This window comes from Candidatus Poriferisocius sp., assembly GCF_965219815.1.
Taxonomy (GTDB): domain Bacteria; phylum Actinomycetota; class Acidimicrobiia; order Acidimicrobiales; family Bin134; genus Poriferisocius.
The window spans coordinates 2,987,239-3,010,624 of the sequence record NZ_OZ244791.1 but is presented as its reverse complement, the minus strand read 5'-3'; the positions used below and the strand labels follow the sequence as shown (position 1 = coordinate 3,010,624).

The 23,386-nt window shown below is 64.4% G+C and carries 21 protein-coding genes and 1 pseudogene; 9 read left to right on the top strand and 13 right to left on the bottom strand.

Annotated elements, in window-relative coordinates; all coding sequences use genetic code 11:
• Positions 1-21: 21 nt before the first annotated feature.
• A complete protein-coding gene (locus ACOQPI_RS14430; RefSeq protein WP_420620318.1) occupies positions 22-423 on the top strand; it encodes a hypothetical protein in 402 nt (133 codons plus the stop codon).
• Here ACOQPI_RS14430 and ACOQPI_RS14425 read toward each other — a convergent pair.
• Complete coding sequence (locus tag ACOQPI_RS14425) at positions 420-1,919, bottom strand: AMP-binding protein (protein WP_420620317.1); 1,500 nt, start codon at positions 1,917-1,919, stop codon at positions 420-422. The two genes, ACOQPI_RS14430 and ACOQPI_RS14425, sit on opposite strands and share 4 nt — an antisense overlap.
• 23 nt (positions 1,920-1,942) lie before the next feature.
• On the opposite strand from ACOQPI_RS14425, the gene ACOQPI_RS14420 reads away from it, so the two are divergent.
• Together ACOQPI_RS14420 and ACOQPI_RS14415 are read left to right on the top strand one after the other, a co-directional pair.
• Entirely contained in the window at positions 1,943-3,574 is a 1,632-nt protein-coding gene (locus ACOQPI_RS14420; protein ID WP_420620316.1) for an AMP-binding protein, read from the top strand.
• A 24-nt stretch (positions 3,575-3,598) separates the two neighbouring features.
• The gene (locus ACOQPI_RS14415; RefSeq protein ID WP_420620315.1) at positions 3,599-4,408 is read left to right on the top strand and encodes a TauD/TfdA dioxygenase family protein; all 810 of its coding nucleotides are present in this window, start codon (positions 3,599-3,601) and stop codon (positions 4,406-4,408) included.
• On the opposite strand, the gene ACOQPI_RS14410 is transcribed toward ACOQPI_RS14415, so the two are convergent.
• Positions 4,409-5,767, bottom strand: a complete 1,359-nt coding sequence (locus tag ACOQPI_RS14410; protein ID WP_420620314.1) for a mycothione reductase — start codon at positions 5,765-5,767, stop codon at positions 4,409-4,411. It lies immediately after the preceding gene.
• A gap of 8 nt (positions 5,768-5,775) precedes the next feature.
• Positions 5,776-6,666 (bottom strand): SDR family NAD(P)-dependent oxidoreductase, encoded by an 891-nt coding sequence (locus ACOQPI_RS14405; protein ID WP_420620313.1) that lies wholly within the window; start codon positions 6,664-6,666, stop codon positions 5,776-5,778.
• 59 nt (positions 6,667-6,725) lie between these two features.
• Between ACOQPI_RS14405 and ACOQPI_RS14400 the strand changes: the two genes are divergently transcribed.
• From ACOQPI_RS14400 to ACOQPI_RS14385, 4 genes are read left to right on the top strand one after another with little or no spacing between them, the layout of a single operon-like run.
• Positions 6,726-7,766 carry a D-2-hydroxyacid dehydrogenase gene (locus ACOQPI_RS14400; RefSeq protein ID WP_420620312.1) on the top strand — a complete coding sequence of 347 codons (1,041 nt, stop codon included), beginning with the start codon at positions 6,726-6,728 and terminating at the stop codon, positions 7,764-7,766.
• Between the two features lie 16 nt (positions 7,767-7,782).
• Positions 7,783-8,685, top strand: a complete 903-nt coding sequence (locus tag ACOQPI_RS14395; protein WP_420620311.1) for an alpha/beta hydrolase — start codon at positions 7,783-7,785, stop codon at positions 8,683-8,685.
• Positions 8,686-8,713: 28 nt separating this feature from the next.
• Entirely contained in the window at positions 8,714-8,905 is a 192-nt protein-coding gene (locus tag ACOQPI_RS14390) for a hypothetical protein (RefSeq protein ID WP_420620310.1), read from the top strand.
• Between the two features lie 32 nt (positions 8,906-8,937).
• On the top strand, positions 8,938-9,150 hold the full coding sequence (locus ACOQPI_RS14385) for a helix-turn-helix domain-containing protein (protein ID WP_420620309.1): 213 nt from the start codon (positions 8,938-8,940) through the stop codon (positions 9,148-9,150).
• Between the two features lie 39 nt (positions 9,151-9,189).
• Here the strand turns inward: ACOQPI_RS14385 and ACOQPI_RS14380 are convergent, their stop codons facing one another.
• The 3 genes from ACOQPI_RS14380 to ACOQPI_RS14370 form a co-directional block, all read right to left on the bottom strand.
• On the bottom strand, positions 9,190-10,686 hold the full coding sequence (locus ACOQPI_RS14380; protein ID WP_420620308.1) for a HipA domain-containing protein: 1,497 nt from the start codon (positions 10,684-10,686) through the stop codon (positions 9,190-9,192).
• Complete coding sequence (locus ACOQPI_RS14375) at positions 10,683-10,937, bottom strand: helix-turn-helix domain-containing protein (protein WP_420620307.1); 255 nt, start codon at positions 10,935-10,937, stop codon at positions 10,683-10,685. The genes ACOQPI_RS14380 and ACOQPI_RS14375 overlap by 4 nt, the downstream gene beginning before the upstream one ends.
• A 131-nt stretch (positions 10,938-11,068) precedes the next feature.
• On the bottom strand, positions 11,069-11,215 hold the full coding sequence (locus ACOQPI_RS14370; protein ID WP_420621082.1) for a hypothetical protein: 147 nt from the start codon (positions 11,213-11,215) through the stop codon (positions 11,069-11,071).
• On the opposite strand from ACOQPI_RS14370, the gene ACOQPI_RS14365 reads away from it, so the two are divergent.
• Together ACOQPI_RS14365 and ACOQPI_RS14360 are read left to right on the top strand one after the other, a co-directional pair.
• Positions 11,214-11,492, top strand: coding sequence for an alpha/beta hydrolase (locus tag ACOQPI_RS14365; protein WP_420620306.1), 279 nt, complete (start codon positions 11,214-11,216; stop codon positions 11,490-11,492). The two genes, ACOQPI_RS14370 and ACOQPI_RS14365, sit on opposite strands and share 2 nt — an antisense overlap.
• Before the next feature lie 125 nt (positions 11,493-11,617).
• Positions 11,618-12,064: pseudogene (locus tag ACOQPI_RS14360) on the top strand (DUF4143 domain-containing protein); the annotation flags it as partial.
• Here the strand turns inward: ACOQPI_RS14360 and ACOQPI_RS14355 are convergent.
• The 7 genes from ACOQPI_RS14355 to ACOQPI_RS14325 all read right to left on the bottom strand — a co-directional run bounded on the left by ACOQPI_RS14355 (position 12,020) and on the right by ACOQPI_RS14325 (position 23,321).
• Positions 12,020-12,277 carry a hypothetical protein gene (locus ACOQPI_RS14355; RefSeq protein WP_420620305.1) on the bottom strand — a complete coding sequence of 86 codons (258 nt, stop codon included), beginning with the start codon at positions 12,275-12,277 and terminating at the stop codon, positions 12,020-12,022. The pseudogene ACOQPI_RS14360 and the gene ACOQPI_RS14355 overlap by 45 nt on opposite strands.
• Before the next feature lie 243 nt (positions 12,278-12,520).
• Entirely contained in the window at positions 12,521-12,850 is a 330-nt protein-coding gene (locus ACOQPI_RS14350) for a hypothetical protein (protein WP_420620304.1), read from the bottom strand.
• A gap of 197 nt (positions 12,851-13,047) precedes the next feature.
• Entirely contained in the window at positions 13,048-18,810 is a 5,763-nt protein-coding gene (locus tag ACOQPI_RS14345; protein ID WP_420620303.1) for a fibronectin type III domain-containing protein, read from the bottom strand.
• 327 nt (positions 18,811-19,137) lie between these two features.
• Positions 19,138-19,896, bottom strand: coding sequence for a hypothetical protein (locus ACOQPI_RS14340; RefSeq protein WP_420620302.1), 759 nt, complete (start codon positions 19,894-19,896; stop codon positions 19,138-19,140).
• On the bottom strand, positions 19,893-20,558 hold the full coding sequence (locus tag ACOQPI_RS14335) for a helix-turn-helix domain-containing protein (protein ID WP_420620301.1): 666 nt from the start codon (positions 20,556-20,558) through the stop codon (positions 19,893-19,895). Before ACOQPI_RS14335 ends, ACOQPI_RS14340 begins: the two co-directional genes overlap by 4 nt.
• Before the next feature lie 449 nt (positions 20,559-21,007).
• On the bottom strand, positions 21,008-22,114 hold the full coding sequence (locus ACOQPI_RS14330; RefSeq protein WP_420620300.1) for an acyl-CoA dehydrogenase family protein: 1,107 nt from the start codon (positions 22,112-22,114) through the stop codon (positions 21,008-21,010).
• Between the two features lie 19 nt (positions 22,115-22,133).
• Positions 22,134-23,321 carry an acyl-CoA dehydrogenase family protein gene (locus tag ACOQPI_RS14325; protein WP_420620299.1) on the bottom strand — a complete coding sequence of 396 codons (1,188 nt, stop codon included), beginning with the start codon at positions 23,319-23,321 and terminating at the stop codon, positions 22,134-22,136.
• Positions 23,322-23,386 lie beyond the last annotated feature (65 nt).

Genomic DNA, 23,386 nt, shown 5'->3' with positions numbered 1-23,386 from the left:
ACACACCACTAAGCTCCGGCAATGACGCCTGAAGAGATCCTGGACCTAGCCCGTGAGCACGCCGCGGCCGAGGCCGAGAATGACGCCGAGCGGACGCTGGCCACGTTGGTGGACGAGCCCACCTACGAGTTCTGGCCGATGGGAAAGGGCTTCACTGGAGGTGACCTGGCCCGCACGTTCTATCTGGAGCAGTATCCGCAGTTCGCCCAGCGCGTTACCAACTTCGGGGTGTTGGGGGAGTGGACCAACGACCAGTGTGCCATCCAGGAGTATTGGATTGAGCTCGACGGCCAGACACGCCACATGGTTATGTCGATGATGCCCGCCGAAGGTGATCTTCTGGCCGGGGAGAAGCTGTACTGCGACGATGCCTTTGTGGAGGCTTTGCTCGGGCCTCTCTGCGTGCATCTAAAGCCGCTCTAGCCCAAGAGGTGCTTTTGGACTTTGCCTAGGGCGTTGCGGGGGAGTTCTTTGACCAGGTGGAGTAGGCGGGGGTGTTTGAAGTCGGCGCACACTCCCTCTAAGTGGGAGCGCAGGTGATTCAGATTGGGCTTCTTGCCGAGGGTGGGTACCACCCACGCGGTGACTAGTTCGCCCCACTCTTCGTCGGGGGTGCCGGTGATGGCTACATCGTCGACGTCTGGGTGGGAGCGAAGGGCGTCTTCTACCTCGCGGGGGTAGACGTTCAGGCCTCCGGAGATGATGAGTTCTTTGGCCCGGCCTTTCAATCGTAAGTAGCCCGCCTCGTCGAATTCGCCTAAATCGCCGGTGCGGAACCAGCCGTCTTGGTCGAATGCCTCCTCGGTGGCCTCGGGGCGGCGCCAGTATCCGGCAAAGACGTTGGGCCCTCGCACCATCACTTCACCGGAGTCGGGAGCCAACCGCAGTTCCACGCCGGGGAGGGGAAATCCCACCGTGCCGGCCCGGCGCTCTTCGTCGTAGGGGTTGGACACCAGCATGATGGTCTCAGTCATGCCGTAGCGCTCCAGCACTCGCACTCCGGCGGCCTCTTGCAGGCGGCGGTGGAGATCAGCGGACAGGGCAGCGGAGCCGGCCACGCACAGCCGAAGCCGGGAGAGCTCTCCAACCCTGGGCGACTGGGCCAGCCGGGTGTACATGGTGGGCACGCCGAAGAACAGGGTGGCGTCGTGGGCTTGGGCCGCATCTAAAACGGTGTCGGGGGAGAACCCGTCGAGCAGCACCGCGGAGGCGCCGGTCAGCAGGGTGCCGTGGAGCCCAACGCCCAGACCGTGCATGTGGAACAAGGGGAGGGCCAGAACCAGGCGATCGTCGGGCGTCCACCGCCAGGCAATGCGGACCGACTCGGCTCCGGCCAGCAGGTTTCCGTGGGTCAGCACCGCTCCTTTGGGTACCCCGGTGGTTCCCGACGTATAGCCCAACAGCGCAGGATCGCCGCTGGAGAGCTGATCGAGGCTGGGGGCTGTCGCATCGTCTAGATCCAGCCGGGGGGAGACCACGGTCATCTCCGGGGCAAGTTCGGCCAGCCACCGGACCCATTCGGGCTTGTCCACCACCGCAGCCCGAGGATCGGCGTCGCCCACGATGTGGGCCAGCTCGGCCCGCTGGTAGGCCCCGTTCACCGGCACCACAATCAGCCCCAGCCGTAACGCAGCCACATGGGCCACTACCAAGTTGACCGACGCCGCCGCCGACAGGATGATCCGATCGCCCTTGCGAAGTCCTGCCCCGTAGAGCCGCCCAGCGGCGGCCTTCGTACGCTGAGCCAGGTCGCCCCTTGTGATCCATCCGGTTCCCGCGTCCCACAATGTCGGCTTGGATGCCCCGGAAGCCCAGCGCTTGCTCCATGCTGCTGGCAGGCTTGCTTCGTCCAACAAGTCCACGTCATCGGGGTCGACCCCCTTTGGGAAGTGGACGGCATCGGCTCGGGCGGTGCTCACAACTCACGATAATGTCACTCACCGTGCCCTTGAATCTGGCTACCGCGTGGGAAGCGGCTGCGGAGGTGGTGCCGGACGCTGACGCGGTGGTGTGCGATCCGGTTACCCGGACCTGGGGGGAGTTCGAGGATCGGGCTGCTCGGCTGGCGGCGGCGCTGGGAGAACTCGGCATCGGCGCGGGCGACAACGTGGGGTTGTACCTGTACAACGGCAATCCCTACTCCGAGATCACCTTCGGGGCGTTCAAGTCCCGAGTGGTCCCGTGCAACGTGAACTACCGCTATCTGGCCGGCGAGTTGCGCCATCTGCTGGAGGACGCTGACGCCAAGGCGGTGTTCTTCTCTCCCGAGCTGGCCGACCGGGTGGAGGAGGCCAGGGGCGACCTGCCTTTGCTGCGGGCGGCCATCCAGGTGGGCGAGCCCAGCGACCCAGTACCCGACTGGGCGCTGGACTACGAGCAGTTGATCGCCGATCACTATCCGGCGCCGCCCGTCGATCGCAGCCCTGACGACCTGTGGATCCTCTACACCGGAGGCACCACCGGCAATCCCAAAGGGGTCATGTGGCCCCACAGTTCGGTGATCGGCGCCATGGCCCCCAACTTCAGGGCGCTGAGGCTGCCGGTCCCGGAGAACCCGGAGCAGGTCAAGCCCAACATCGCGGCCATCTATAACAGCAACCGGGTTACCCGCCAGCTAGCGGCCTCCCCTCTGATGCACGGCACGGCCAGCATTGTGGCGCTGGCCACCTTCACCCAGGGCGGGGCGGTGATCACTATGCCGGAGCGCAGCTTTGACGCCGATGCCCTGTGGCGCTGCGTGGAGCGCGACCGGGCCACCGTGCTCACCATCGTGGGCGACGCCTTCGGGCGACCAATGGCCGAGGCCTTGGATGCGGCTGCGGCGCGAGGCGAGCCCTACGACCTGTCGTCGGTGTTCATGGTCATGTCGTCGGGGGTGATCTGGAGCCAGCCGGCGAAAGAGGCCCTGCTGGTACACAAGAACATGAAGCTGGTGGACTCCTTAGGCTCCAGTGAGGGCACCGGCACCGGCATGAGGATCAGCGACCGGGAGGGCGGGTCAGCAACCGCCCGGTTCACCCTGGGGGAGAACGCCGCGGTGTTCGACGAAAACGGCCAGCCGGTGGAACCCGGCTCAGGACAGCAGGGCATGGTGGCGGTGGGCGGCCCCATCCCCATCGGCTACTACAAGGACCCGGAGAAGACAGCGGCCACGTTCCGCACCATCGGGGGGAGGCGCTGGTCGGTGCCCGGGGATTGGGCCACTGTTGAGGCCGACGGCACCATCACGCTGCTGGGCCGGGGCTCGGCCTGTATCAACAGCGCGGGGGAGAAGATCTATCCCGAAGAAGTGGAAGAGGCGGTGAAGGCCCATCCCGCGGTGGCCGACTGCCTGGTAGTGGGAGTGCCCGACCCGAAGTGGGGCGAGGCGGTTACCGCGGTGGTGCAGATGGCCGGCGACCCGGCATCTCAGGCGGTGGGCGACGACGAGGTCATTGCCGACGCTCGTATTCGCTTGGCGGCCTACAAGCTCCCCAAGTCGCTCATCCGGGCCGATGCCGTCCAGCGGGGCGCCAATGGCAAGCCCGACTACCAGTGGGCTAAGCAGTTCGCCCTCGACTCTCTGTCGGAGTAGGCCCCGATCTGGAAACATAGAGCCATGAGCATCAAAGTGACTGCGCTGCCTGCGGCCTTGGGCGCCACGGTGGAAGGGCTCGATGCCGATCACCTCGACGATGGGGTAGCGGCCGAGCTGCGGGAGGCGTTCTGGGCCCACAAGGTGCTGTTCTTCCCTAAGATCCACCTGACCGACGAGCAGCACGTGGCCTTGGGGTCGCTCTTCGGTGATCTGGCCGCGGTCAGCAACGACGACACCGACCATCGCTACCACCACACGGTGGACGACGAGGGCAAGATCCTGGTGCTGGACAGCGCCAACGAGTACTCGCGGGCCAACTTCTGGCACACCGACGTGACGTTCTCCCGCCAGCCCCCACTGGGGTCGCTTCTGTCCATGAAGGAGTCACCGCCCTCCGGTGGCGACACCATGTGGGCCAACACCCAGGCCGCCTACGAGGGCTTGTCGCAGCCCCTCAAGGCGGCCCTCGAAGGGGTCATCGCCTGCCACGGACGTGCTGGTCTGACCGAGTTCACCGATCATCCGGCCATAACCATCCACCCCGAGACCGGCAAACGCATCCTGTTTGTGAACCGGGGCTGGACGTCATCGCTTCAGGGCATGAGCCACCTGGAGAGCAGGTGCCTGCTGGCCTTGTTGTGCGACCACATGGAGCAGCCCGAGTACATCGTGCGGTGGCGATGGAGCGACGGCGACGCCGCCTTGTGGGACAACCGCTGCACCATGCACTACGCCATTGACGACTACGGCACCGACCACCGCCGCATCCACAGGGTCACCATCTATGACCCCTCCGGCGCGGGCCCGGTGGCCGCCGCCCCTGCGGCGTAGCTAGAGCTCCAACAGCGCCTGTTCAACCACCTCGGTCAGCGCGGGGTGGATGTAGAGCTGGCCTCGGGCCATCTCGTCCACAGTGAGGCCGAACTGCATACCCTGGATGAGCTGCTGGATGAGGGTGGGGGCTTGAGGACCGATGATGTGGGCACCCAGCAAGAGCCGGGAATCGGGATCGGCCAGCACCTTGGTGAAGCTGGTGGTGTCCTCCATGGCCCAGCCATAGGCGGTATCGCTGTAGGGGCGAACGGCTCGGAGATAGGGCCGCTCCTCGGCTCGCAACGCCTGCTCGGTGGCCCCCACCGCGGCCACCTGGGGGTAGGCGAACACCGCGTGGGGAATGCCGGAGTGATCGGGTGCCCGCAGGTCGTCGGGGTGGGCGATGTTGTGGGCCACCGCCCGGGTGTCCTCGTTGGCGGTGTGTTTGAGCTGGGCCGCATGGCAGATGTCGCCCAGCGCCCATACCCCTTCCACCCCCGTGCGGAGATACTCGTCGGTGACCACATAGCCGGCATCGTCGAGCTCCACCCCTGAGCGGGTCACGCCCAGTTGCTCGCCGTTGGGCACCCGACCGGTGGCCAGCAGCAGCACATCGCCGGTCACGTCCTGCGCCTCGGTGCGCACGGTGATCTGCGACCCTGCTTGGGAAACGTCGACGATGGGAGAGCCGAGAGCGCAATCCATGCGCTGGCCCACGATCTGCGTGAACGCAGCCGACACGTCCTCGTCCTCGGCCCGCAGCAGCCGCTCGGAGCGGTTCACGATCGACACCGACACGCCCATGGCGTCGAGCACGTGGCCCAATTCGGCGGCGATATAGCCCCCACCCAAGATCACCAGCCGCTCGGGAAGCGCTTCCAGCCGCATGACGGTGTCGGAGGTGTGGTAGGGAACCTCGTCCAGGCCAGGGATCGGGGGGATGTACGGCCGGGCCCCGGCGGCCAGCACTATGTGATCGCCAGTGATCTGCTGTCCGTTTACCTCAAGCGCTTTGTGGCCGGTGAACCGGGCATCGCCCTTGAATACGGTCACCTTGTCCAAGCTGTGCCGGTAGTCCTCTCCACCCTGGGCGATGGGGTCGATTCGCCCGAATACCCGGTCCACGATCTCGGGCCATCGCACTGCGTCCAACGAGGTATCCACCCCGAGATGCCCGGTGTGGCCCGCTTGGTGAGCCATGTCGGCGGCGTACACGAACATCTTGGAGGGGATGCAGCCCCGGTTGAGGCAGGTGCCCCCGAACACATCCCGCTCAATGAGCGCCACCCGCCAGTCGTCGAAATCAGGGGTGAGGACGCTATTGCCCGACCCAGTGCCCACCACCACCAGGTCGAATTGCACGGGTGATTCAGCCATAGGCGGGATCAGCTGTCCTGGGGAGGCCCTTTGGCGGCTTGGTCCTCGTCGATGAGCTGGCCCCGGAAACTGGGGTTGCGGCCCTTTTGGATGTCTTCGTGGCGCTGCATGATTGCTGGCGCATACACGTAGTCGGTCCAGATGTAGAACTGGTTGTCGAGGACCGCGTTGTACACCAGCTCGGCCACCTCGGGAGGCTTCACCGCATCCTCGTAGATGGCCATCATCAACTGGATCCGCTCCTCGTCCTCAGGAGTGAGGTCGGGCGGGATGATCGGCGAGCGCAGCGTCTCGGGGCGGTTGCGCTCGGAGTTGATGATGTTGGTGGTCACCAGGCCAGGGCACAGCACCGATACGCCGACGGTCGAGCCGCTCTCCTGAAGCTCGTTGTAGAGCGTCTCCGAGATGGTTACCACTGCGTGCTTAGAGGCGTTGTAGGGACCGATATTGGGATACGAGGTGTGGCCGGCGATGGAACCGGTGTTCACGATGTGGCCGTCGCCGTGCTCCATCAAGTGGGGCAAGAACACCCGGATGCCGTGAATCACCCCCCACAGATTCACTCCGAGGATCCACTCCCAGTCGGCGGTGGCGAGCTCGTGCATCAAACCGCCGCCCCCCACGCCGGCGTTGTTGCACACTACGTTGACCTGTCCGAACCGGGCGAAAGCAGCCTCGGCCAGCTCGTCCATGTCCCGTTCGGAGCTCACGTCAGTGAGTACACCCACCGCATCGATGCCGGCATCGTTCATCTCAGCCACCGCAGCGTCCATGGCGGGGCCTTCCACGTCGGCGATCATGATGCGGGCGCCGGCCGCCCCGAATCGGTCGGCCATGGCCCGGCCCATCCCGCTAGCCCCGCCGGTGATGACTGCTGCTTTGCCCTCAAGAGTGTCCATGGGCCGACGCTACCGCCTGTCTGCAACGGAAAGCGGTGTCGGAAACTAGGGTTCCCGCCGTGAGCACAGTCAACGCTGTCGTGATGTATCCGCTGGCAATGGAGGAGTCGGAGCTCGAAGACCTGCACCGCCGTTTTCCCGGCGTCAAGTTCGACAACATCGGTTACTTCGAGCCCCATGGGCTGCGGGATGCCAAGGCCAAGGGCCGGGTCACCGAGGAGCTCCTGGCCACTGCGCCGCCCCTGACGGAGGCAGAGAAGGACACCATTGCCGGGGCCGGCGTGTTGATGGCCCTCGACCTGCCTCCGGGAATCAGGGATTGGGCGCCTCGACTGCGGTGGGTGCAGGCCATTGGCGCGGGCATTGGGCAACTCGAGCCGGCCAAGCTGAAGGCTAAGGGCATCATGCTGACCAACGCCGCCGGGGTGGCCTCTGCCCCGATCGCCGAGTTCGCCGTGGGCCGTCTGCTGGAAGTGTGGAAGGACATCCGGGTGCTGGAGCGCCAGCAAGAGGACCACCACTGGCAGATGCATCAAGGGCTGTTGGTGAAGGGGAAGACCATCGGCATCGTGGGCCTAGGGGCCATCGGCCGGGACGTGGCCCGTCGGGCCAAGGCCTTCGAGACCACCGTGCTGGGCAATCGCCGCTCGGCCCGGCCCGGCGACACCGATCCTGACGTGGATGAGCTCTACGGCCTCGACGGGCTCGATGAGATGCTGGCCCGCTGCGATGCGGTGGTGTTGAGCGCACCACATACTCCCGAGACCATCGATTTGTTCGACGGCGAGCGCTTAGCGCGGCTCAAGCCCGGGGCTGTGGTGGTGAATGTGGGCCGGGGATCGATCATTGACGAGGACGCGCTGGTAGCCGCGCTGGAGTCGGGTCAAGTGGGTGCCGCGGTGCTGGACGTGACCCGAGAGGAGCCACTACCCGCCGACAGCCCGCTGTGGGATGCCCCCAACATGTACTTGTCGCCACACTGCTCCACCGCCCGCGAGGGCTACAACGAAGCCCTGATGGAGCTGTTCTGCGACAATCTGGAACGCTTTCTGGCCGACGAGCCGCTTCGCAACGTGGTAGACCCCGACCGGGGCTACTGAGAAAAGGGAGAAAGAAATGCCGTCAGACGCCTACAACGCCGCGGTTGCTGCTCTCAGGCAGCAGATGCAAAATGCGGCCGCTAGTCCGCCACCTGACTTGGCTACGACCCGGGCCGGATTTGAGGCGGCCTACAGCTCGATGCCCGTTGCCGATGGGGTGAGCTTTGCGCCGGTTGATGCCGGTGGAGTGTCCGCCGAGTGGGTGACGCCAACCGAGGTGGAGGGCAACCGGGCGATTATCTACTTGCATGGCGGCGGCTATGTAGTGGGCAATCTGAATACCCATCGCCACGTGGTCAGCCGCATGGCGGTCGGGGCCAAGGCCCGGCTATTGAACGTGGACTATCGACTCGCACCAGAGAATCCCTTTCCTGCCGCCTTGGACGATGCCATGGCCGCGTGGCAATGGCACCTGGCCAATGGGGGAGAGGCGGCCCACACCGCCATCAGCGGCGATTCGGCCGGTGGGGGACTGACCATTGCGCTGTGCATGAAGCTGCGCGACGAGGGTATGGAGCTGCCCGCCTGCGCCGCCCCTATCTCGCCGTGGACCGACTTGACGTTCTCAGGCGATTCCATGACCGAGCGGGCCGAGCGCGACCCCATGCTCGCTGGCGCCGATTCCCTGCATGGCATGGTCATGGCCTACGCGCAGAGCGTGGACGCCACCGATCCCTACATCTCCCCGGTATTTGGCACCTTCGACAACCTGCCCCCCATGATGATTCAGGTGGGTACCGAGGAGGTGCTCTACGACGACAGCACCCGGGTGGTCAAAGGCATTGAAAACGCCAACGGCGCCGTGGAGTTCCGGCCCTGGCAAGACATGATGCACGTCTGGCACCTTTTGGCCGGCGTGGCCCCCGAAGCCGAGGAGGGCATCGCCGAGATGGCGGAGTACATCTCAACCCGCACCTGAAGCAGCAGCAAGACTGCATATATGACATATGGGTGCCATCGACGAGGCCGCCGACACCCTCAACCGAGTGTGCCAAAAAGTGGACTACGACCTGACCGGCCATCCCGCCCTCAAGGTAGTCATCACCGCCAGCGGCTACGCCTACGACTGCCCCGATGGGGTGACGGTCGGTGAACTCCACCGGTGGTCGCGACGGATCGGCCATGATGGCCGGTTGTAAGAGTCAGCGACCGACCGGTGGAGGTGTCCAGTATGGCACGGCGTGTTTGCTCGGAGGAGCGCGTCTGGATTGAGGTTTTGTCCTCGGAGGGTTTGAGCGACGCGGAGATCGCGGCGCGGTTGGGCAGGGACCGGGCGACGGTGTGGCGGGAGAAGAGGCGCTGCGGGGGCGGCGACTCTCCAGCCCGACTCCTCCCCGATCCCGCAGCCAGCCTCCCAGCGGTCGGTCGCCCCTCCATCAGGTGACGGCGCCCTCGCCTTCGCATCTCCGATTCTGTTTATGGTTCAGCGGCGACGGTTCTCGCGGATGACGCGGGCGGTGTAGCTCTCCGACGCTCCTGTGTCGGCGGCTATCTGCTTGAAGGCTGCCTCCGGGTCTCGGCGGTGGGCGGCGAGTATCCGGTCCCGTTTGGCGGCATCCCGCTGCCCCGTGCTGGGAGCATCTGGTTCGACGGGCCTAGGGGCGGGTTTGAGGGTGCGGCGGTTCGCGGCGATCGCCTTGAGGCAGTTGCCGGATCTTCGCTCGATGCGCCGGTGGAACGCCTCGGCGGCTTCCGCCGCCTCAGCGGGCAGGCCGTGTGGAAGAGCGCTGATCTCCGCTTGGAGCGCTGCGGGAGCGGTTTCGGCGATTTCGCCGGCCCGGTCGAGCAGCTCGACCGCTGGGAGGCCCAGGCGGGCGGCCAGCCCTGTGAGCGCTCCAGCGGCATCGGAGCGGTAGATGGTGTGGTCGTCGCCTATGCGCATGGCCAGTTCCAGCCTGCCGATGCCTTTGCGGGCGCGGGGCAGAGCGGAGCCGGTGTCGTAGAGGGGGGCGAGACGAACAGCGCCGGGCTGATGGACGATGCTGTAGTTGCGGGCGTGGGCATCGCGGTTGACAGTCGCCCACGTGTAGAGGATGGCATCGCGGAAACGGCGCACATCTGTGTCGGGGTCGGTGGAGTGCCGCCACAGCAGATCGGCTATGGCAATGGCACCGGGTCCGCCATGCTTCTCGAATTTGCGGTTGGGATTCTCGCCGAGAGCCTGGCACATGTCCTCTTGGTGGACGCGATGCCACGCGCCGTCAGCGGCGCGGACCCGGTCGTAGCGGGTGATTATCGCAGTGGGGTGGCTGCCGATGACGGCGAGGGCGGACGCGGCGGCCGGAAGACCGAGGCGGGAGGCGGTGGTCTGGCAGAGGTGCTCTATTGCAGCGGCTTCTGGCTGGCCGGCCGGGGAGGGCTTGAGGATGTGGGTGGTCGGCGTGCCGCCGCGGGGCCGTGCCCACTGGCCGTCGTCGGCGAGACGGAGCGCCGTTTTGGTTTGGTATCCGCCCAGGCTGTAGTAGGCGTCTTCGTCGTCGGGAAGCCAGCGGGCGGAATCGGCGGCCATCTGTGTGATCTCCGATTCGAGGTCGCCGGGAGCGATGGGAGTCAGCCCGCCGGCGCGCCCGGCGAGGACATGAGCCTCGGCGGGAGGGGCGAATTGGACCGCGCCGGCACAGTCCAGCCCGGCAGGGGTGGCGAGCAGGCCGAACGGGGTGGGCGGCGACACGTTCTCCCGTTCGTACCAGTGGGCGAGCACTCGGGGGTTGTCGGGGAGGAGGCCGTCCAACCACCGCTGGGCCGGCCTGTGACCATAGACGCAGTCGTCGAGGGGAAGCGACAGAGACAGGGGCACAGCAGCCGGGTCGCCCAGGTAGTCGGCGTCGTAACGGAGGGTGAGGCGTCCGCCGCTGTCCCGGCTGATGCGAGCGGCATTCGTGCCGGCGATGGCGACGACGAGGCCGTCCGGCGGGTTCACAGCGTCTGCCGGGTCGCGGCCGGCTGCTGATCGAAGCGGAGAGCGAGCCCTAGGGCGCGGGCCACCCGCATGAGGTTGCCCAGTTCGGCGCCTGGGTGCCCCTTCTCGCACAGGCCGATCCAGCGGCGGGACACGCCGGAGCGGTCGGCGAGCTGCTGCTGGGTGAGGCCCGCGGCGGCCCGGTGGCGGCGCAGTTCGGCGCCGAGGGCGCCTACGGTGTTGAAGGGGCGGGAGCGGTTGGGTGTCTCCATGCCCCCAGCATATCGGTGGGAGGGTTCCATCCCACACCAGATTTGGGAGGGTTCCATCCCACCGTGGTTCTGCGCCGGTACCGTCCCATTCGCCGGCCCGGTCGAGCAGTCCGGCTACTCGTAAGCAAGGGTCAGACACCAGCCAGACGACAACCCACATCATGCTCACAGTCGTAGGAGTCGCCCACCGACCCGACTGACGGGACGGCGCCGATCTCATCGAGCCGCTCGCCGTAGCCGATGCTTGCCGGTGCCGATTCCCTGCATGGGATGGTCATGGCCTACGCGCAAAGCGTGGACGCCACCGATCCCTACGTCTCACCGGTGTTCGGCGCTTTCGACAACCTGGCTCCCATGATGATCCAGGTGGGAACCGAGGAGGTGCTCTACGACGACAGCACCCGGGTGGTCAGGGGCATCGAGAACGCCAACGGCGCCGTGGAGTTCCGCCCCTGGCAAGACATGATGCACGTCTGGCACCTTTTGGCCGGCGTGGCCCCCGAAGCCGAAGAGGGCATCGCCGAGATGGCGGAGTACATCTCAACCCGCACCTGAAGCAGCAGCAAGACTGCATATACGACATTTTGCAAGCTGGATTTATGACATTATCTTTGCTGCAAATGCTACAAAACGGTGGGCAAGTTGGAGTCTGATACCTCTGTTGGCTCGGACGACAACACCGCCTAAACCAGCGAACGGCCGCTGCCTCCCTGGAAGATCTCGCATCTCTGTTCGTGGTAGAGGATGTTCCCGCGTGGGCGGCCAATCTCAGATCTCGAGCTCGGTTGCAACAAGCTCCCAAGCGGCACCTCGTCGACCCCTCGCTGGCTGCTGCGGCGCTGCGCGCCGGACCTGAGCGTCTGCTGGGAGACCTCAAGACGCTGGGCTTCTTGTTCGAGTCGCTGGTCTTGCGCGATCTGCGCATCTACGCCCAGGCCAGCGAAGCGGTGGTTTGGCACTTCAGAGACTCACACGGCAATGAGATGGATGCCATCGTGGACTGGGGAGACGGCCGATGGATCGCAGTGGAGGTCAAACTCGGATCAATGGACGCCATCGACGAAGCCGCAGGCACGGCAAGCCTATTGGTGGTCGCGACAGAGTTGATTGCAAACGGTTTGGGCTGAGTTCCAGTTGTTGAGTTTTCGGGGCATGGTGTTGAGGCGGTCTTCGATGACGGCGAGGCGGGCTGCGCCGATGTTCAGGTCGGTTCTCTTGGGGAGCCATCGGTGCCGTAGGCCGTTGGCCTGCTCGTTGGTCGGCCGCTGCCAGGGGGATCGGGGCTCGCAGAAGTACACCTCGATGCCGAGGGCGTCTTCAATGTCGGCCCATCTGGCCATCTCTGTGCCTTGGATGCCAGGTGAGGGTTTTGACCATGTAGCCGGGCTGGCGGCCCAAGGCGGCGGTGACCGTATCGGCGGTGCTTTTGGCTTCGTAGCCGCCGCCAAGGCCCACCACCAGGGCGCAGCGGCTGGTGCGCTCGGCCAGGGTGGCTACCGCGGTGCGGTTGCTCTTGCCGATGACCAGATCGCCCTCTCAGTAGCCCGGCTCCGACCGGTCCCAGGCGGCCGGCGGGCGGTCGCCTATGGGCCTGTAGTCGCGCAACACTGAGTGCCTGGCCCGCTCGCTGCGCCCCGTGGTTTGCGCCGCTGGCGGTTGCGGGGCCGCTTCTTCCAAGACCCTGGCTTCAGCCCTGCGTACCCATAGCACCCCTGGTAAATCGTCTCCGCGCACACCCGGAACCCGCATCGGGTCAGCTCCGCTGAGATGTCGTGGGGCGACAGCCGCCCATCGAGGCGCTCCTGCACCTGTTGGCGCAGCACCGCGTCGGCGGCCAGCTTCGCCACCTTGGGCCTCCGCCCCTGGGCATCGGCCTGCGCCTGCGCCGCCTCGCCACCTCCGCGGCGCTGCACCCTGACCCTGCCATCTCCTCGAAACAAAGCCGCCGTGCCATACTGGAAACCTCCACCGGTTGGTTGTCGCTAACACACCGGCCATCATGGCCGATACGCTGCAACCACCGGTGGAGTTCACCGGGGATACTCAGCCCACCAATAGAGCTTGCCATTCCTGGCCCGGGGTAGAGGGACAAAATCACCCGGCCCCAGCATCAACGCGAAGACCCATAAAAGGTGCTCCCGAAAGCGTATCCGATATTTTTGGACACATTGTTCCAATTGATGCCAGTGCGATTTTCTTCGTATAGCTGGCTAAAAATCTCAGTACCCAAAGCTTCTAGTTCTTCGGGCGTCAAATCCATTACAGAATCCAAACATCCAAAAATATGTTTTGTGATGGACTGAGCCTCAGTTTCCAATTGATTTTTTCCAAATTCAACCAGGAGCGTTCTAAATATTTGCTTCAAAGCCCGGCTCTTTACATGCTGCATTATGAATGTCTTGACAAAAAATGGGAAAGCTTTTGTAATAACTTCCCTTGCTCCTTGCGCAGCAGCAACGGTCAAACCTGCGCTTTTGGCTGCCAGTAGAATACTTATAAATGTAACGCCCCAATTCAGCACATTGAAGAGATCCTTAATGTTCTTAAGTATGTTATATCCCCTCACTGCGGTGCAGGCAATATTATTCTTTTGTTGGCCACAATTAGTGTACGCGTGTGTCCAATCTGACCACTGTCCAACTTCTTTCGGAGGAACAAGAGGAGTAGGAAGATTCTCGATGAAATATCGAATTCTAACCCTAAGTCTTCTGTTATCTGCGCAATCATGTCCTTCAATCACAAAGAATGGTGACTTAATAGATAACGTCGATTGACCAAGTACTGTTTCTTCTTTAGAGTCACCACAACTATAACTGAGCAGATAGTCAGACAAAATGTTGTATTTGCAGTATTCGTGATTGCCACAAGTGGTCGTTCCCTCCTTGGTATCGTATTTGCACTCCCAGTCGGGTCTGGGGCAGGCAATAAGTCCCCTGCTAAGGCTAAGGGGGTCAGTGGAATAGCTATTGAAGATTGCGTGGCCTTGGCCAGAATATACCTTGTAAGGCAATTCTGCACGACACCCGAATGGTTGTGTCCATTTTCTTGATGTTGATGATCCATCTATTCCTACAGGAAATCCCTTCAAAAGATTGTCAATCTCATATAATATTGAACTGCGTTGTTGATCTGTTATGTTTCCTTCGAGCTTTTTGTATTGCTCTCCAAGTTTGGTCATATTGAATTCAACATATCCCCACTCTATTTCATATTTAAAATCAGGTTTTTTATCTCCATAGATTGAATATTTAGGTATTTCCCAGGTGACTATTATTCCGTCTACTTTTTGCTGTTGTTGTAAACAATTGGAACAATATTCTTCGAATTTTAGATTTGTTTCTATTGTCCGTAAATTTGGATTCGGAGAATTGCAGTTACCTCCAGTATATATACTTGTATGCGTGTATTTACTCCATTCCTTGCCGTTGTTTCCACGTAGTATAATGGTATAAGTGCCGCACTGGATGGCATCAAAGGTAAATTTAGTATCTCTTGTGTAGGTGTAGCACCTTTGGAAGGATGATGCTCTTTTATCTGGCCCTACAGTTACGGGGTCTCTGGAAATGCAAAGCTCGTAATTGCTTATAGGGTTACCGCCATCTTCTATTGGGTTCCATGATATTGAGAGGTCTTCTTTGTATGAATTGGAATCCCTTCCATCCACCAAATGGACTTGCAGCGTTGGTGTCAGGGTTTCAAACAAAGGCCTACTCGTCACGGTGCCTGCTAGTTGGATGGTGTTGGATTGGACGCCGTCGATGACTGCGGTGAGGTGGAGGCCTGGGGTGCCGTTGAGCCAGCAGAGGGTGGGGTCGGTTGCCGGTGTGGTGTCGGCGGTGCCTGACCAGAAGCGGGTGCCCAGGCTTTTCGGTGAGGTGCTGTAGTAGCACTTGGCGTTGTGTCGGCCGGGGGTGAAGCCGGAGAAGGATGCGCTGATCCATCGGCACGGTTTTGACGTGTTTTGGCAGTTGGCCCGGTCTGCCCCAAGGCTGATGGTCACCGATCGGGTCTCGTCGAGGGCGTCTGTTGTGAAGTCGATCGCTGTTGGGGTGCTTAGTCCTAGGTTGTTTTGGGCTGAGACGAGGACTAGGTAGGTGGTGTCGGCGCTGAGGTTGGTGAAGCTTGTCGACCGGTTCGAGGTCGCCAGGGTCTTGCTGGTGATGAGGCCGCCGTAGAGGAACAGTTCTACCTGGTATCCGGTTAGGGAGTTGCCGCCGTTGCTGGCAGGGGGAGACCACGACACGGTTGCGCTGTCCTCGTCGGCGGACACCTTCAAACTCCTCGGTGCGCTTGGGGCGCCGATTCCGGGGCGCGCGTTGGCGAAAATTTGTGTGGCGGTGTGGGTGCGGAAGGTCGTGGTTGTGTGGGTGCTGGTTCCGGCGGCGTTCTGCGCCTGTATCCGCACTTGGTAGGGGGTGTCGGCGCTCAGCCCGGCAAAAGTCGCCGACTGCTGGGAGGCGGACAGGTTTTTGCGCTCCACCCGGGTGGGCCCGCGGTACAGCTCCGCCCGATAACCGGTTATGGCTGCGCCCCCGTCGCCCGACGGCGGGGACCACGACACGGTTGCGCTGTCCTCGCCTGGGGTCACTCTGAGGCTTCTGGGAGCGCCGGGCGCGGAGGCCCGGGTGTTGGCGAAAGTGGTTCGGGCGGTGGTGGTGGATGCGGGGCTGGGTAGGCCGGTTTGGTTTATTGCGGTTACTTTGATCGTGTAGACGGTGTTTTGGCGTAGTTTGTTGGCTGGGTAGGTGTAGGTGTTGCCGGCAGTTGCGCTTACTCTTGCTGTTTGGCTGAAGCTGCTGGGGGGTCGGGAGAAGTTCACTGTGTAGTGGGTGATGGGGCTGCTTCCGCTGTTGGCGGGTGGGTCCCAGGTCACTTTTATTTGGTCGCTGTTCACTGGCACGGCCCTCACATTCCGAGGCGCACCCGGTGCGGTGGGCGGGGTGCCTGCTAGTTGGATGGTGTTGGATTGGACGCCGTCGATTACTGCGGTTAGGTGGAGGCCTGGGGTGGCGTTGATCCAGCAGAGGGTGGGGTCGTTTCCCGTTGTGGTGTCGACGGTGCCTGACCAGAATCGGGTGCCGAGGGTTCGCGGTGTTGTGCTGTAGTAGCAGTGGGCGTTGTGGCGGGCGGGGGTGAAGCCGGAGAACTGGGCGCTGAGCCACCGGCAGGGTTTGGAGGTGTCTTGGCAGTTGGCCCGGTCTGCGCCCAGGGTGATGGTCACTGATCGGGTGTCTTCGGGGGCGTCTGTTGTGAAGCCGGCTGCTGTCGGGGTGCTGAGGCCTTGGTTGTTTCGGGCTGAGACGAGGACTTGGTAGGCGGTGTCGGCGCTGAGGTTGGTGAAGCTTGTCGACCGCTGGGAGGCGGAGAGGTGCTTGCGGGTGATGAAGGTGCCGCCGCGGAAGAGCTCTGCTTGGTATCCGGTCAGGGGGTTGTTGCCGTTGCTGGCGGGCGCGGACCACGACACTGTCGCCCGGTTCTCGCCTGCGGTCACCCTGACGCTGCGCGGCTCGGAGGGGAGGCCGGACTCTTGTCTTGTCGATGCGGGGTGGGTGCGGAAGCCGGTGGCGGCGCTGGCGCTGCGCCCGGCGCTGTTCTCAGCGGACACTCTGATCTGGTAGGCGGTGTCGGCGCTGAGCCCGGTGAAGGTGGTGGATCGCTGGGAGGCGGACAGGTTCTTGCGGTTGACGCGGGTGTTGTTGCGGTAGAGGTCGGCCCGGTAGCCCGTTATGGCTGCGCCGCCGTCGTTGGACGGCGGGTTCCACGACACGGTCGCGCTGTCCTCATCGGCAGAAACTCTGAGGTTTCGGGGCGCGCTTGGGGCGCTGGTCGCGCGCGCGGTGCGGGCGTTGGCGACGGTTGGGTTGCTGGTTCCTGCGGTGTTTCGGGCGGTGAGCCTGATCTGGTAGGCGGTGTCGGCGCTGAGGCCTTTGAACTCGGTCTCCCTGGTTTGGGCGCCCACGGTTTTGGTGTCGATTCGGCGGTTGTTGAGGTAGAGGTCGATGGTGTATCCGGTTATCGGCGCGCCGCCGTTGTCAGACGGCGGGCTCCACACCACGCCGACGGTGTCGGCGCCGTTGACGAAGCCAACGATCCGCGGCGCCCCCGGCGCAGACGCCTGTGGTTGGCGGGCGGGGTCGGTGCGGAAGCCGGCGGCGGTGCTGGCGCTGCGCCCGGCGGTGTTTTCGGCGGAGACTCTGATCTGGTAGGCGGTGTCGGCGCTGAGGCCGGCGAAGGTGGTGGATCGCTGGGAGGCGGAGAGGCTTTTGCGGTTGACGCGGGTGTTGTTGCGGTAGAGGTCGGCCCGGTAGCCCGTTATGGCTGCGCCGCCGTCGTTGGAGGGCGGGTTCCACGACGCGGTCGCGCTGTTCTCGTCTGGGGTGACTCTGATGTTTCTGGGGGCGCTTGGGGCGCTGGTCGCGGCGCCGGTGCGGGTGTTGGCGACGGTTGGGTTGCTGGTGCCGGCGGTGTTTCGGGCGGTGATGCGGACTTGGTAGGCGGTGTCGGCGCTGAGGTTTTTGAACTCTGTCTCCCTGGTTTGGGCGCCCAGGGTTTTGGTGTCGATTCGGCGGTTGTTGAGGTAGAGGTCGATGGTGTATCCGGTTATGGGCGCGCCGCCGTTGTCGGACGGCGGGCCCCAGACCACGCCGACGGTGTCGGCTGCGTTGACGAAGCCGACGATCCGCGGCGCTCCGGGCGCAGTGGTCTGGGGTGTTGGGGGGGTGCCTGTGAATTGGATGGTGTTGGATTGGACTCCGTCGACGACTGCGGTGAGGTGGCGGCCGGGGGTTCCGTTGAACCAGCAGAGCGCGGGGTTGGTGCCGCTGGCTCTGGAGGTGGTGAATGAGGTGAACTGGGTTCCCAGGCTGTTCGGCGATGTGCTCCTGTAGCAGCGCACGCGGTAGGTGCCGGGGGCGAACCCGGAGTAGGAGGCGCTGAGCCACCGGCACGGCTTGGATGTGTCGCCGCAGCCGGCGCGGTCCGCGGCCAGCGCGATCCTCACAGACCGCGCAGCTTGGCGCTGGGGGGCGGCGTCGGTGCGGAAGCTCGCGGTGGCGCGGTCGCTGCGGCCGGCGCTGTTCTCAGCGGAGACGCGGATCTGGTAGGCGGTGTCGGCGCTGAGGCCGGTGAATGCGGCCGACCGCTGGGAGGCTGTGAGGTTTTTGGAGTCGACGCGGGTGTTGCCGCGGTACAGATCCGCCCGGTAGCCCGTTATGGCTGCGCCCCCGTCGTCGGAGGGCGCGGACCACGACGCGGTCGCGCTGTCCTCATCGGCGGTCACCCTCAGGCTTCGTGGCGCGGACGGCTCGTCGGCATCAGGCCCCTGGATGGGGATGGGCACGACGATGACCTCGGATGCCGTCGAGCAGGAGGAGATGCAGCGCATTCTGATTGCGTCTACTCCGATGCTGCTTTTGCTCTTGCCGTGGCGGTTCCAGTGCTGGGTGGCTTCGTTGTCGCGAAGGGTGATGGTGACTGTGTCGCCGTCTGTGTCGTAGGCGCCCAGCGATGTCCACCCGTAGGCGTTGTTCTGGGCGACGCGCTTGGTGCGCTCGGTGCCGCCGATGTCGATGCGGTACAGCACTGTGGCGGTGGCTCTGGTGTTGGGCACATAGGCCTGGATCTCCTGGCGGCCGACCCTTTTGCCCATCGACCAGCGCGCCCAGTTGCCCGCGCTTGATTCGCCTGCGGTGCCGTAGGTGTACACGTAGTTGTTCGACCCGTACCCCTTGCCGGCGTCGCCGGCCCACCAGTAGCGGCTCGGCCCGTTCAAGCTGGGGTTGTCGTTCACATGCCACGACGTCTGCTGCGACTGCCCGGACGCCGCCGGGGCCAGAACCGAGGCCAACAAACAGAGCGCGACGAACAGCGCCAACCCCAACCGACAACCCCGCCACCCCCCGGGTCCCCCTCTCGAGCCGGCTTGCTCCCGGCTCGGCTCTCCTACAAACGGATCAGCAGCACTCTGGGGGGGGGGGGGGTCATGGCCAAACCCTAACGACGCCCGCCGACCCCGAACAAGCCTCCCGCCCTAACCGGCCAACCGCACCCCCAAAACACGAAGCTGCTGGGCGCCGGCGCCCAGCAGCACTCGATGTGCTTGTTCCACAGGGCATAACGGCGCAACGGATAACCCACGCTCACCCCGCGAAACGATCACAGAGTGATTCCTTCCTGCGCTTCCGTGATGCCTGCTGGGCGCTCAACTCAGACTGGGCGCGTCGGTCATGTAGCGGTATGCGAGCCGTGCCCGATCGGCGGTGTCGGGGTCGAACGCCGACCATGCCTGGTGATCGGAACATCCGAGCCCAACTCGACGGAGTCTTTTGCGGTCCTTGCGTGTCATCTCTGCGGACAGCGCAGCAGGGTCTGTGACCATGCTCAGCAGCAGGGCGAGGTCGAGTTCTTGGGCGCGGGGCGCGTCGTCCACGCTGACCGCGGCAGCTTTGACGATGATGGCCCCGAGAAGCGACGGGCGGGGCACGAAGCCCTGCTGTCCAGCGTGAGCGACGGGAACCATCTCAGTGCGGTCGAGCGCCTGACTGCCTCCAGGCACTTGGAGCGTGCGCCCGGGCGGAGTGGTGGTGAGGTCGGCGTTGCGGCCCAGCCCTTCGGGAGCAAGCAGGTCGATGCTGGCCTGACCGCGTGTGTAGCGGTGGGCGATCCCGTCGGGGGAAGCGCCGGTGAGGTCGAAGCCGCGCTGCTGGAGCGAGTCGGCGAATCTGCGTAGTGCTCCGGTAGCGACGCGGGCGTTGACGACGACATCGAGATCGCGGGAGACGCGCAGCGGGGCAGCGCCGTTCTCCGCAGCGTGGAGCATGACCATCTGCCCGCCGATGAGAGTCCATTCGGGGTGGACGAGGTCGCTGGACAGTTCCAGCAGGGCATCCCATATCGGGGTGCTGCCGGGGTATATGGGCAGGGCGACAGGCGGGCAGTCGACGACGGGACGGGCGGTCATCGTCCGTCGAGTATCTGCTCTGCTGCCCGGCGGGCGCGTTCGTCGTCGGATTCAAGCAGGTCTACGGCGGCGACGACGGGGGGGACGACTTCGGCGCCTTGGGGGAAAGGCCAGTCGGCGTCGGCGACGACACGCAGAACGAGGTTGGGCCGCTCAGAGCGCTCTTCGATGTGGCAGGCGGCGACGATGCGGGCCAGCGCGGATTCGGATACATATGCCTCCTCTGGGCCTGTGCCCACGAGGTCGATGCCGTGGTCGGCGGCAGCGGACGGGCCAGCCCTGACGGCACCGGGGTCTTCGAGGATGCGAACCAGATCGGCGGGATGGGCGTAGAAGCATCTGCGCTCGGCCCGCTCGGAGAGGCGGCCGGCCACGGCATAAAGTCCCTCAGCGGCCCGTTCGCGGGCGCGGTGCCTCTCGTGGGCGGGCATCTGAGGCGGAGCCTGCCCGCTGTCGACGGCGGCGAGCACCGCCCAGGCGGAGGCCGGCTTCCAAGGCCGATGGGCGGGCCGGCGGGCCGACGGTTTGATGGCGTGCTCGTCTATGGCCCAGGCCCGTCCCACTCGGCGGGCAGGCAGCCTCCGGTCGGCTATCATCTGCCGGACACGCCGGGGCGACACGCCGAGACGCCCGGCCGCTTCTCGCACTCCCACCAATCCCATTGCAGAACACTACCCAAACCGGAAGGGTTCTGCAATTCTTCCGGGGGAACGCACAACCCAGACTTAACAGCCCGCGGCCAGGCAAGCCAGGGCACATCCCCATGGGGCCGGCTGAGCAGCCTTCTGGATCGGCCCAAATTAGGTATGTAAATCCTCTATGGCTGGACTCCTTGCGTCCGGGAACAAACTGCTCGGAAGCTCCCGGCGCCTCGGCCTCAACCACTTTACAAAGCCCTGCGGGCCAACCCGCAGACACGTCCCTGTCAGAGGTCCCAGACGCCCCCCGCAGCGGGCGGCACCACCCCCCGAGCCGTCAACCGACGGGGGGACAAAGCCCTACCCGCCACGGCGAGCAACCAGCCCCAACATTCCCACGGCCGGGACCACCCAACAACGTAAAGGGGGGCAGATCCTAAAGACGCGAGCCAGCCCCGAACAAGCCTCCCGCCCTACCCGGCCAACAGCGCCCCCAAAGCGCGAAGCTGCTGGGTGCCGGCGCCCAGGCTGCATTCGATGTGCTTGTTCCACAGGGTGTATCGGTGCAGCGGGTAGTCGACGCTCACCCCCATGCCGCCGTGGACGTGCTGGGTGGCGTGGGCCACATCGTGGGCCCAGTGAGAGGCGTACCACTTGGCGATGGGCAGCCGTAGCGAAGCGTCGTTGCCCTCGGTCAAGTCGTAGAGCACGGCGTTGGTACACAGCCGCACTGCCTCCACGTGCATGAATTGGTCGGCCAAGCGCTGGGTAACTGCTTGGAACGTGGCCACCGGACGCCCGAACTGCTCCCGCTCAGAGGTGTATTCGGCGGCCAGGCGCAGTGCCCGATCCACCACGCCCATCTGAGTGGCGCACAGCAGGGCGACGGCCCGATCGGCCAGCCAGGCTACGGAGATGCCGTCGGCGTCGCCGAGCGGCTCGCACGGGACGCCATAGAAGCTCACCTGGTGTACCGGTTGAAGCCGGGTGGACACGCCCGCCTCCATGGTGATTGCGGGGTCGGACAGGTCCACCAAGAACAGCCCGGTTCCGCTGATGATGCCATTGTCAGTGCCGTCGTCGAGGCCGGCTACCACCACGATCTTGGACGACTCGGCCGCGAACTCCACCACCTCTTTGGTGCCCACCATCTTGCCGTCCACCACCCGGGCCGTGGGGTTGGTGATGTCGTCGTTCAGGTACTCCTGCAAGCCGAGGGTCAGAACGGTGGAACCGTCGGCACAGCCGGGGAGCTCTCGCTGACGCTGCTCGTCGGAGCCGAAAGCGTCCACTGCCAGCGCGGCCAGCATCCCGCTCCACAATGGCAGCGGGGCGACATGGCGGCCTTGGGCCTCCAGCACCTGTCCGACGGCCATCAAGTCCAGGCCGCCGCCTCCCACGTCCTCGCCCAGGCCGATGCCCACCAGCCCAGCCGCGGCCAGCTCGCTGTAGAGGCCTCGGTCGAACCACTCATCGGCGGCTTCGATCTCCATGAGCCGCTCCATGTCGAGGCGGTCGCCCATGATCCGGTTGGCCAGCTCGGAGACCGCCTGCTGTTCTTCACTAAGAGTGAAATCCATTTCCGCTCTCCTCCCTGCGCTACTTGCGCCGCTTCTCGCGGGGCAGGCCGAGGCCGGCCATGCCGATGATGTCCCGCTGGATCTCGTTGGTTCCGCCCCCGAAGGTCAGAATCCAACAGCCCCGGTACGACTCCTCCATCCGACTGGAGAACTCGGCATGGGGGGAGCCCTTCTTGAGATGGCCAGTAGCCCCTACCACCTCGGTCAGACCGGAGTAGATGATGTGCATCGACTCCGATCCCCAAACCTTGATGGTGGAGGCCAAGGCAGGGTTCACGTTGTTGCCGACGGTGCTCTCGTAGGCCACCTTCCAGTTCAACAGGTCCAGGAACTCCACCCGGGCCCGGCACTCGGCCAGCTTGACCTGCACCCATTCCTGGTCGATCACCCGGCGGCCGTCGGGCAGCTTGGCCTCTTTGGCCCATTCCACCGCTTGGTTCACCAGATTGGCGATGCCCCCGGAGGCGCACAACGACACCCGCTCGTGGTTGAGCTGATTGGTGATGAGGCCCCAGCCCCCGTTCACCTCGCCCACCCGCAGCCAGTCGGGCACTCGCACATTGTCGTAGAACGTGGAGGTGGTGTGGGAGCCGCCCATGGTGATGAACGGCTGGATGTCGAAGCCGGGGTCGTCGGTGGGGGCCAAGAACATGGTGATGCCCTTGTGGGCGGGGGCGTCGGGGTCGGTGCGGGCCGCCAACCACACGTAGTCGGCGTCGTAGGCCAGACTGGTGAACTGCTTTTGGCCGTTCACAACCCACTCGTCGCCGTCGCGCACCGCCCGGGTCTTGAGCGCGGCTAGGTCGGTGCCGGCGGTGGGTTCGGAATAGCCGATGGAAAAGTGCATCTCCCCGGCCAGGATCTTCTTCAAGAAGAAGTCCTTCTGGCGGTCGGTCCCGTACTCCCGGATGGTGGGGCCCACCGTGTTGATGGTGAGGAACGGCACCGGCACCTGGGCGGCCCAGGCTTCGTTGAAGAAGATGTACTGCTCGATGGGGGTAAACCCCTTGCCGCCGTACTCAACCGGCCAGCCCACGCCCAACCAGCCGTCGCTGCCGATCTGGCGGATCAGTGCCTTGTAGTCCTCATTGGCCTCGGTTTCGGTGTGGCGGATCTTCGCCCGCACCTCGTCGGTCATCAGGTTGGAAAAATACGTCCGCAGTTCCTGCTGGAGCTCAAGCTGGTCATCGGTCAATTCGACGCGCATGGGGTAAGTCTGACAGTCCCAGCACTCGTTGGGCTATCCAGGGTCGCCAGTCCTGGGGGTAGCCT

Bases quoted from the DNA above. Each gene is read 5' to 3' on its own strand.
- ACOQPI_RS14430 (WP_420620318.1), top strand. From the start codon at position 22: ATGACGCCTGAAGAGATCCTGGACCTAGCCCGTGAGCACGCCGCGGCC.
- ACOQPI_RS14415 (WP_420620315.1), top strand. From the start codon at position 3,599: ATGAGCATCAAAGTGACTGCGCTGCCTGCGGCCTTGGGCGCCACGGTG.
- ACOQPI_RS14410 (WP_420620314.1), bottom strand. From the start codon at position 5,767: ATGGCTGAATCACCCGTGCAATTCGACCTGGTGGTGGTGGGCACTGGG.
- ACOQPI_RS14405 (WP_420620313.1), bottom strand. From the start codon at position 6,666: ATGGACACTCTTGAGGGCAAAGCAGCAGTCATCACCGGCGGGGCTAGC.
- ACOQPI_RS14395 (WP_420620311.1), top strand. From the start codon at position 7,783: ATGCCGTCAGACGCCTACAACGCCGCGGTTGCTGCTCTCAGGCAGCAG.
- ACOQPI_RS14390 (WP_420620310.1), top strand. From the start codon at position 8,714: ATGGGTGCCATCGACGAGGCCGCCGACACCCTCAACCGAGTGTGCCAA.
- ACOQPI_RS14385 (WP_420620309.1), top strand. From the start codon at position 8,938: ATGGCACGGCGTGTTTGCTCGGAGGAGCGCGTCTGGATTGAGGTTTTG.
- ACOQPI_RS14375 (WP_420620307.1), bottom strand. From the start codon at position 10,937: ATGGAGACACCCAACCGCTCCCGCCCCTTCAACACCGTAGGCGCCCTC.
- ACOQPI_RS14365 (WP_420620306.1), top strand. From the start codon at position 11,214: ATGGCCTACGCGCAAAGCGTGGACGCCACCGATCCCTACGTCTCACCG.
- ACOQPI_RS14370 (WP_420621082.1), bottom strand. From the start codon at position 11,215: ATGACCATCCCATGCAGGGAATCGGCACCGGCAAGCATCGGCTACGGC.
- ACOQPI_RS14355 (WP_420620305.1), bottom strand. From the start codon at position 12,277: ATGGCCAGATGGGCCGACATTGAAGACGCCCTCGGCATCGAGGTGTAC.
- ACOQPI_RS14340 (WP_420620302.1), bottom strand. From the start codon at position 19,896: ATGACCGCCCGTCCCGTCGTCGACTGCCCGCCTGTCGCCCTGCCCATA.
- ACOQPI_RS14335 (WP_420620301.1), bottom strand. From the start codon at position 20,558: ATGGGATTGGTGGGAGTGCGAGAAGCGGCCGGGCGTCTCGGCGTGTCG.
- ACOQPI_RS14330 (WP_420620300.1), bottom strand. From the start codon at position 22,114: ATGGATTTCACTCTTAGTGAAGAACAGCAGGCGGTCTCCGAGCTGGCC.
- ACOQPI_RS14325 (WP_420620299.1), bottom strand. From the start codon at position 23,321: ATGCGCGTCGAATTGACCGATGACCAGCTTGAGCTCCAGCAGGAACTG.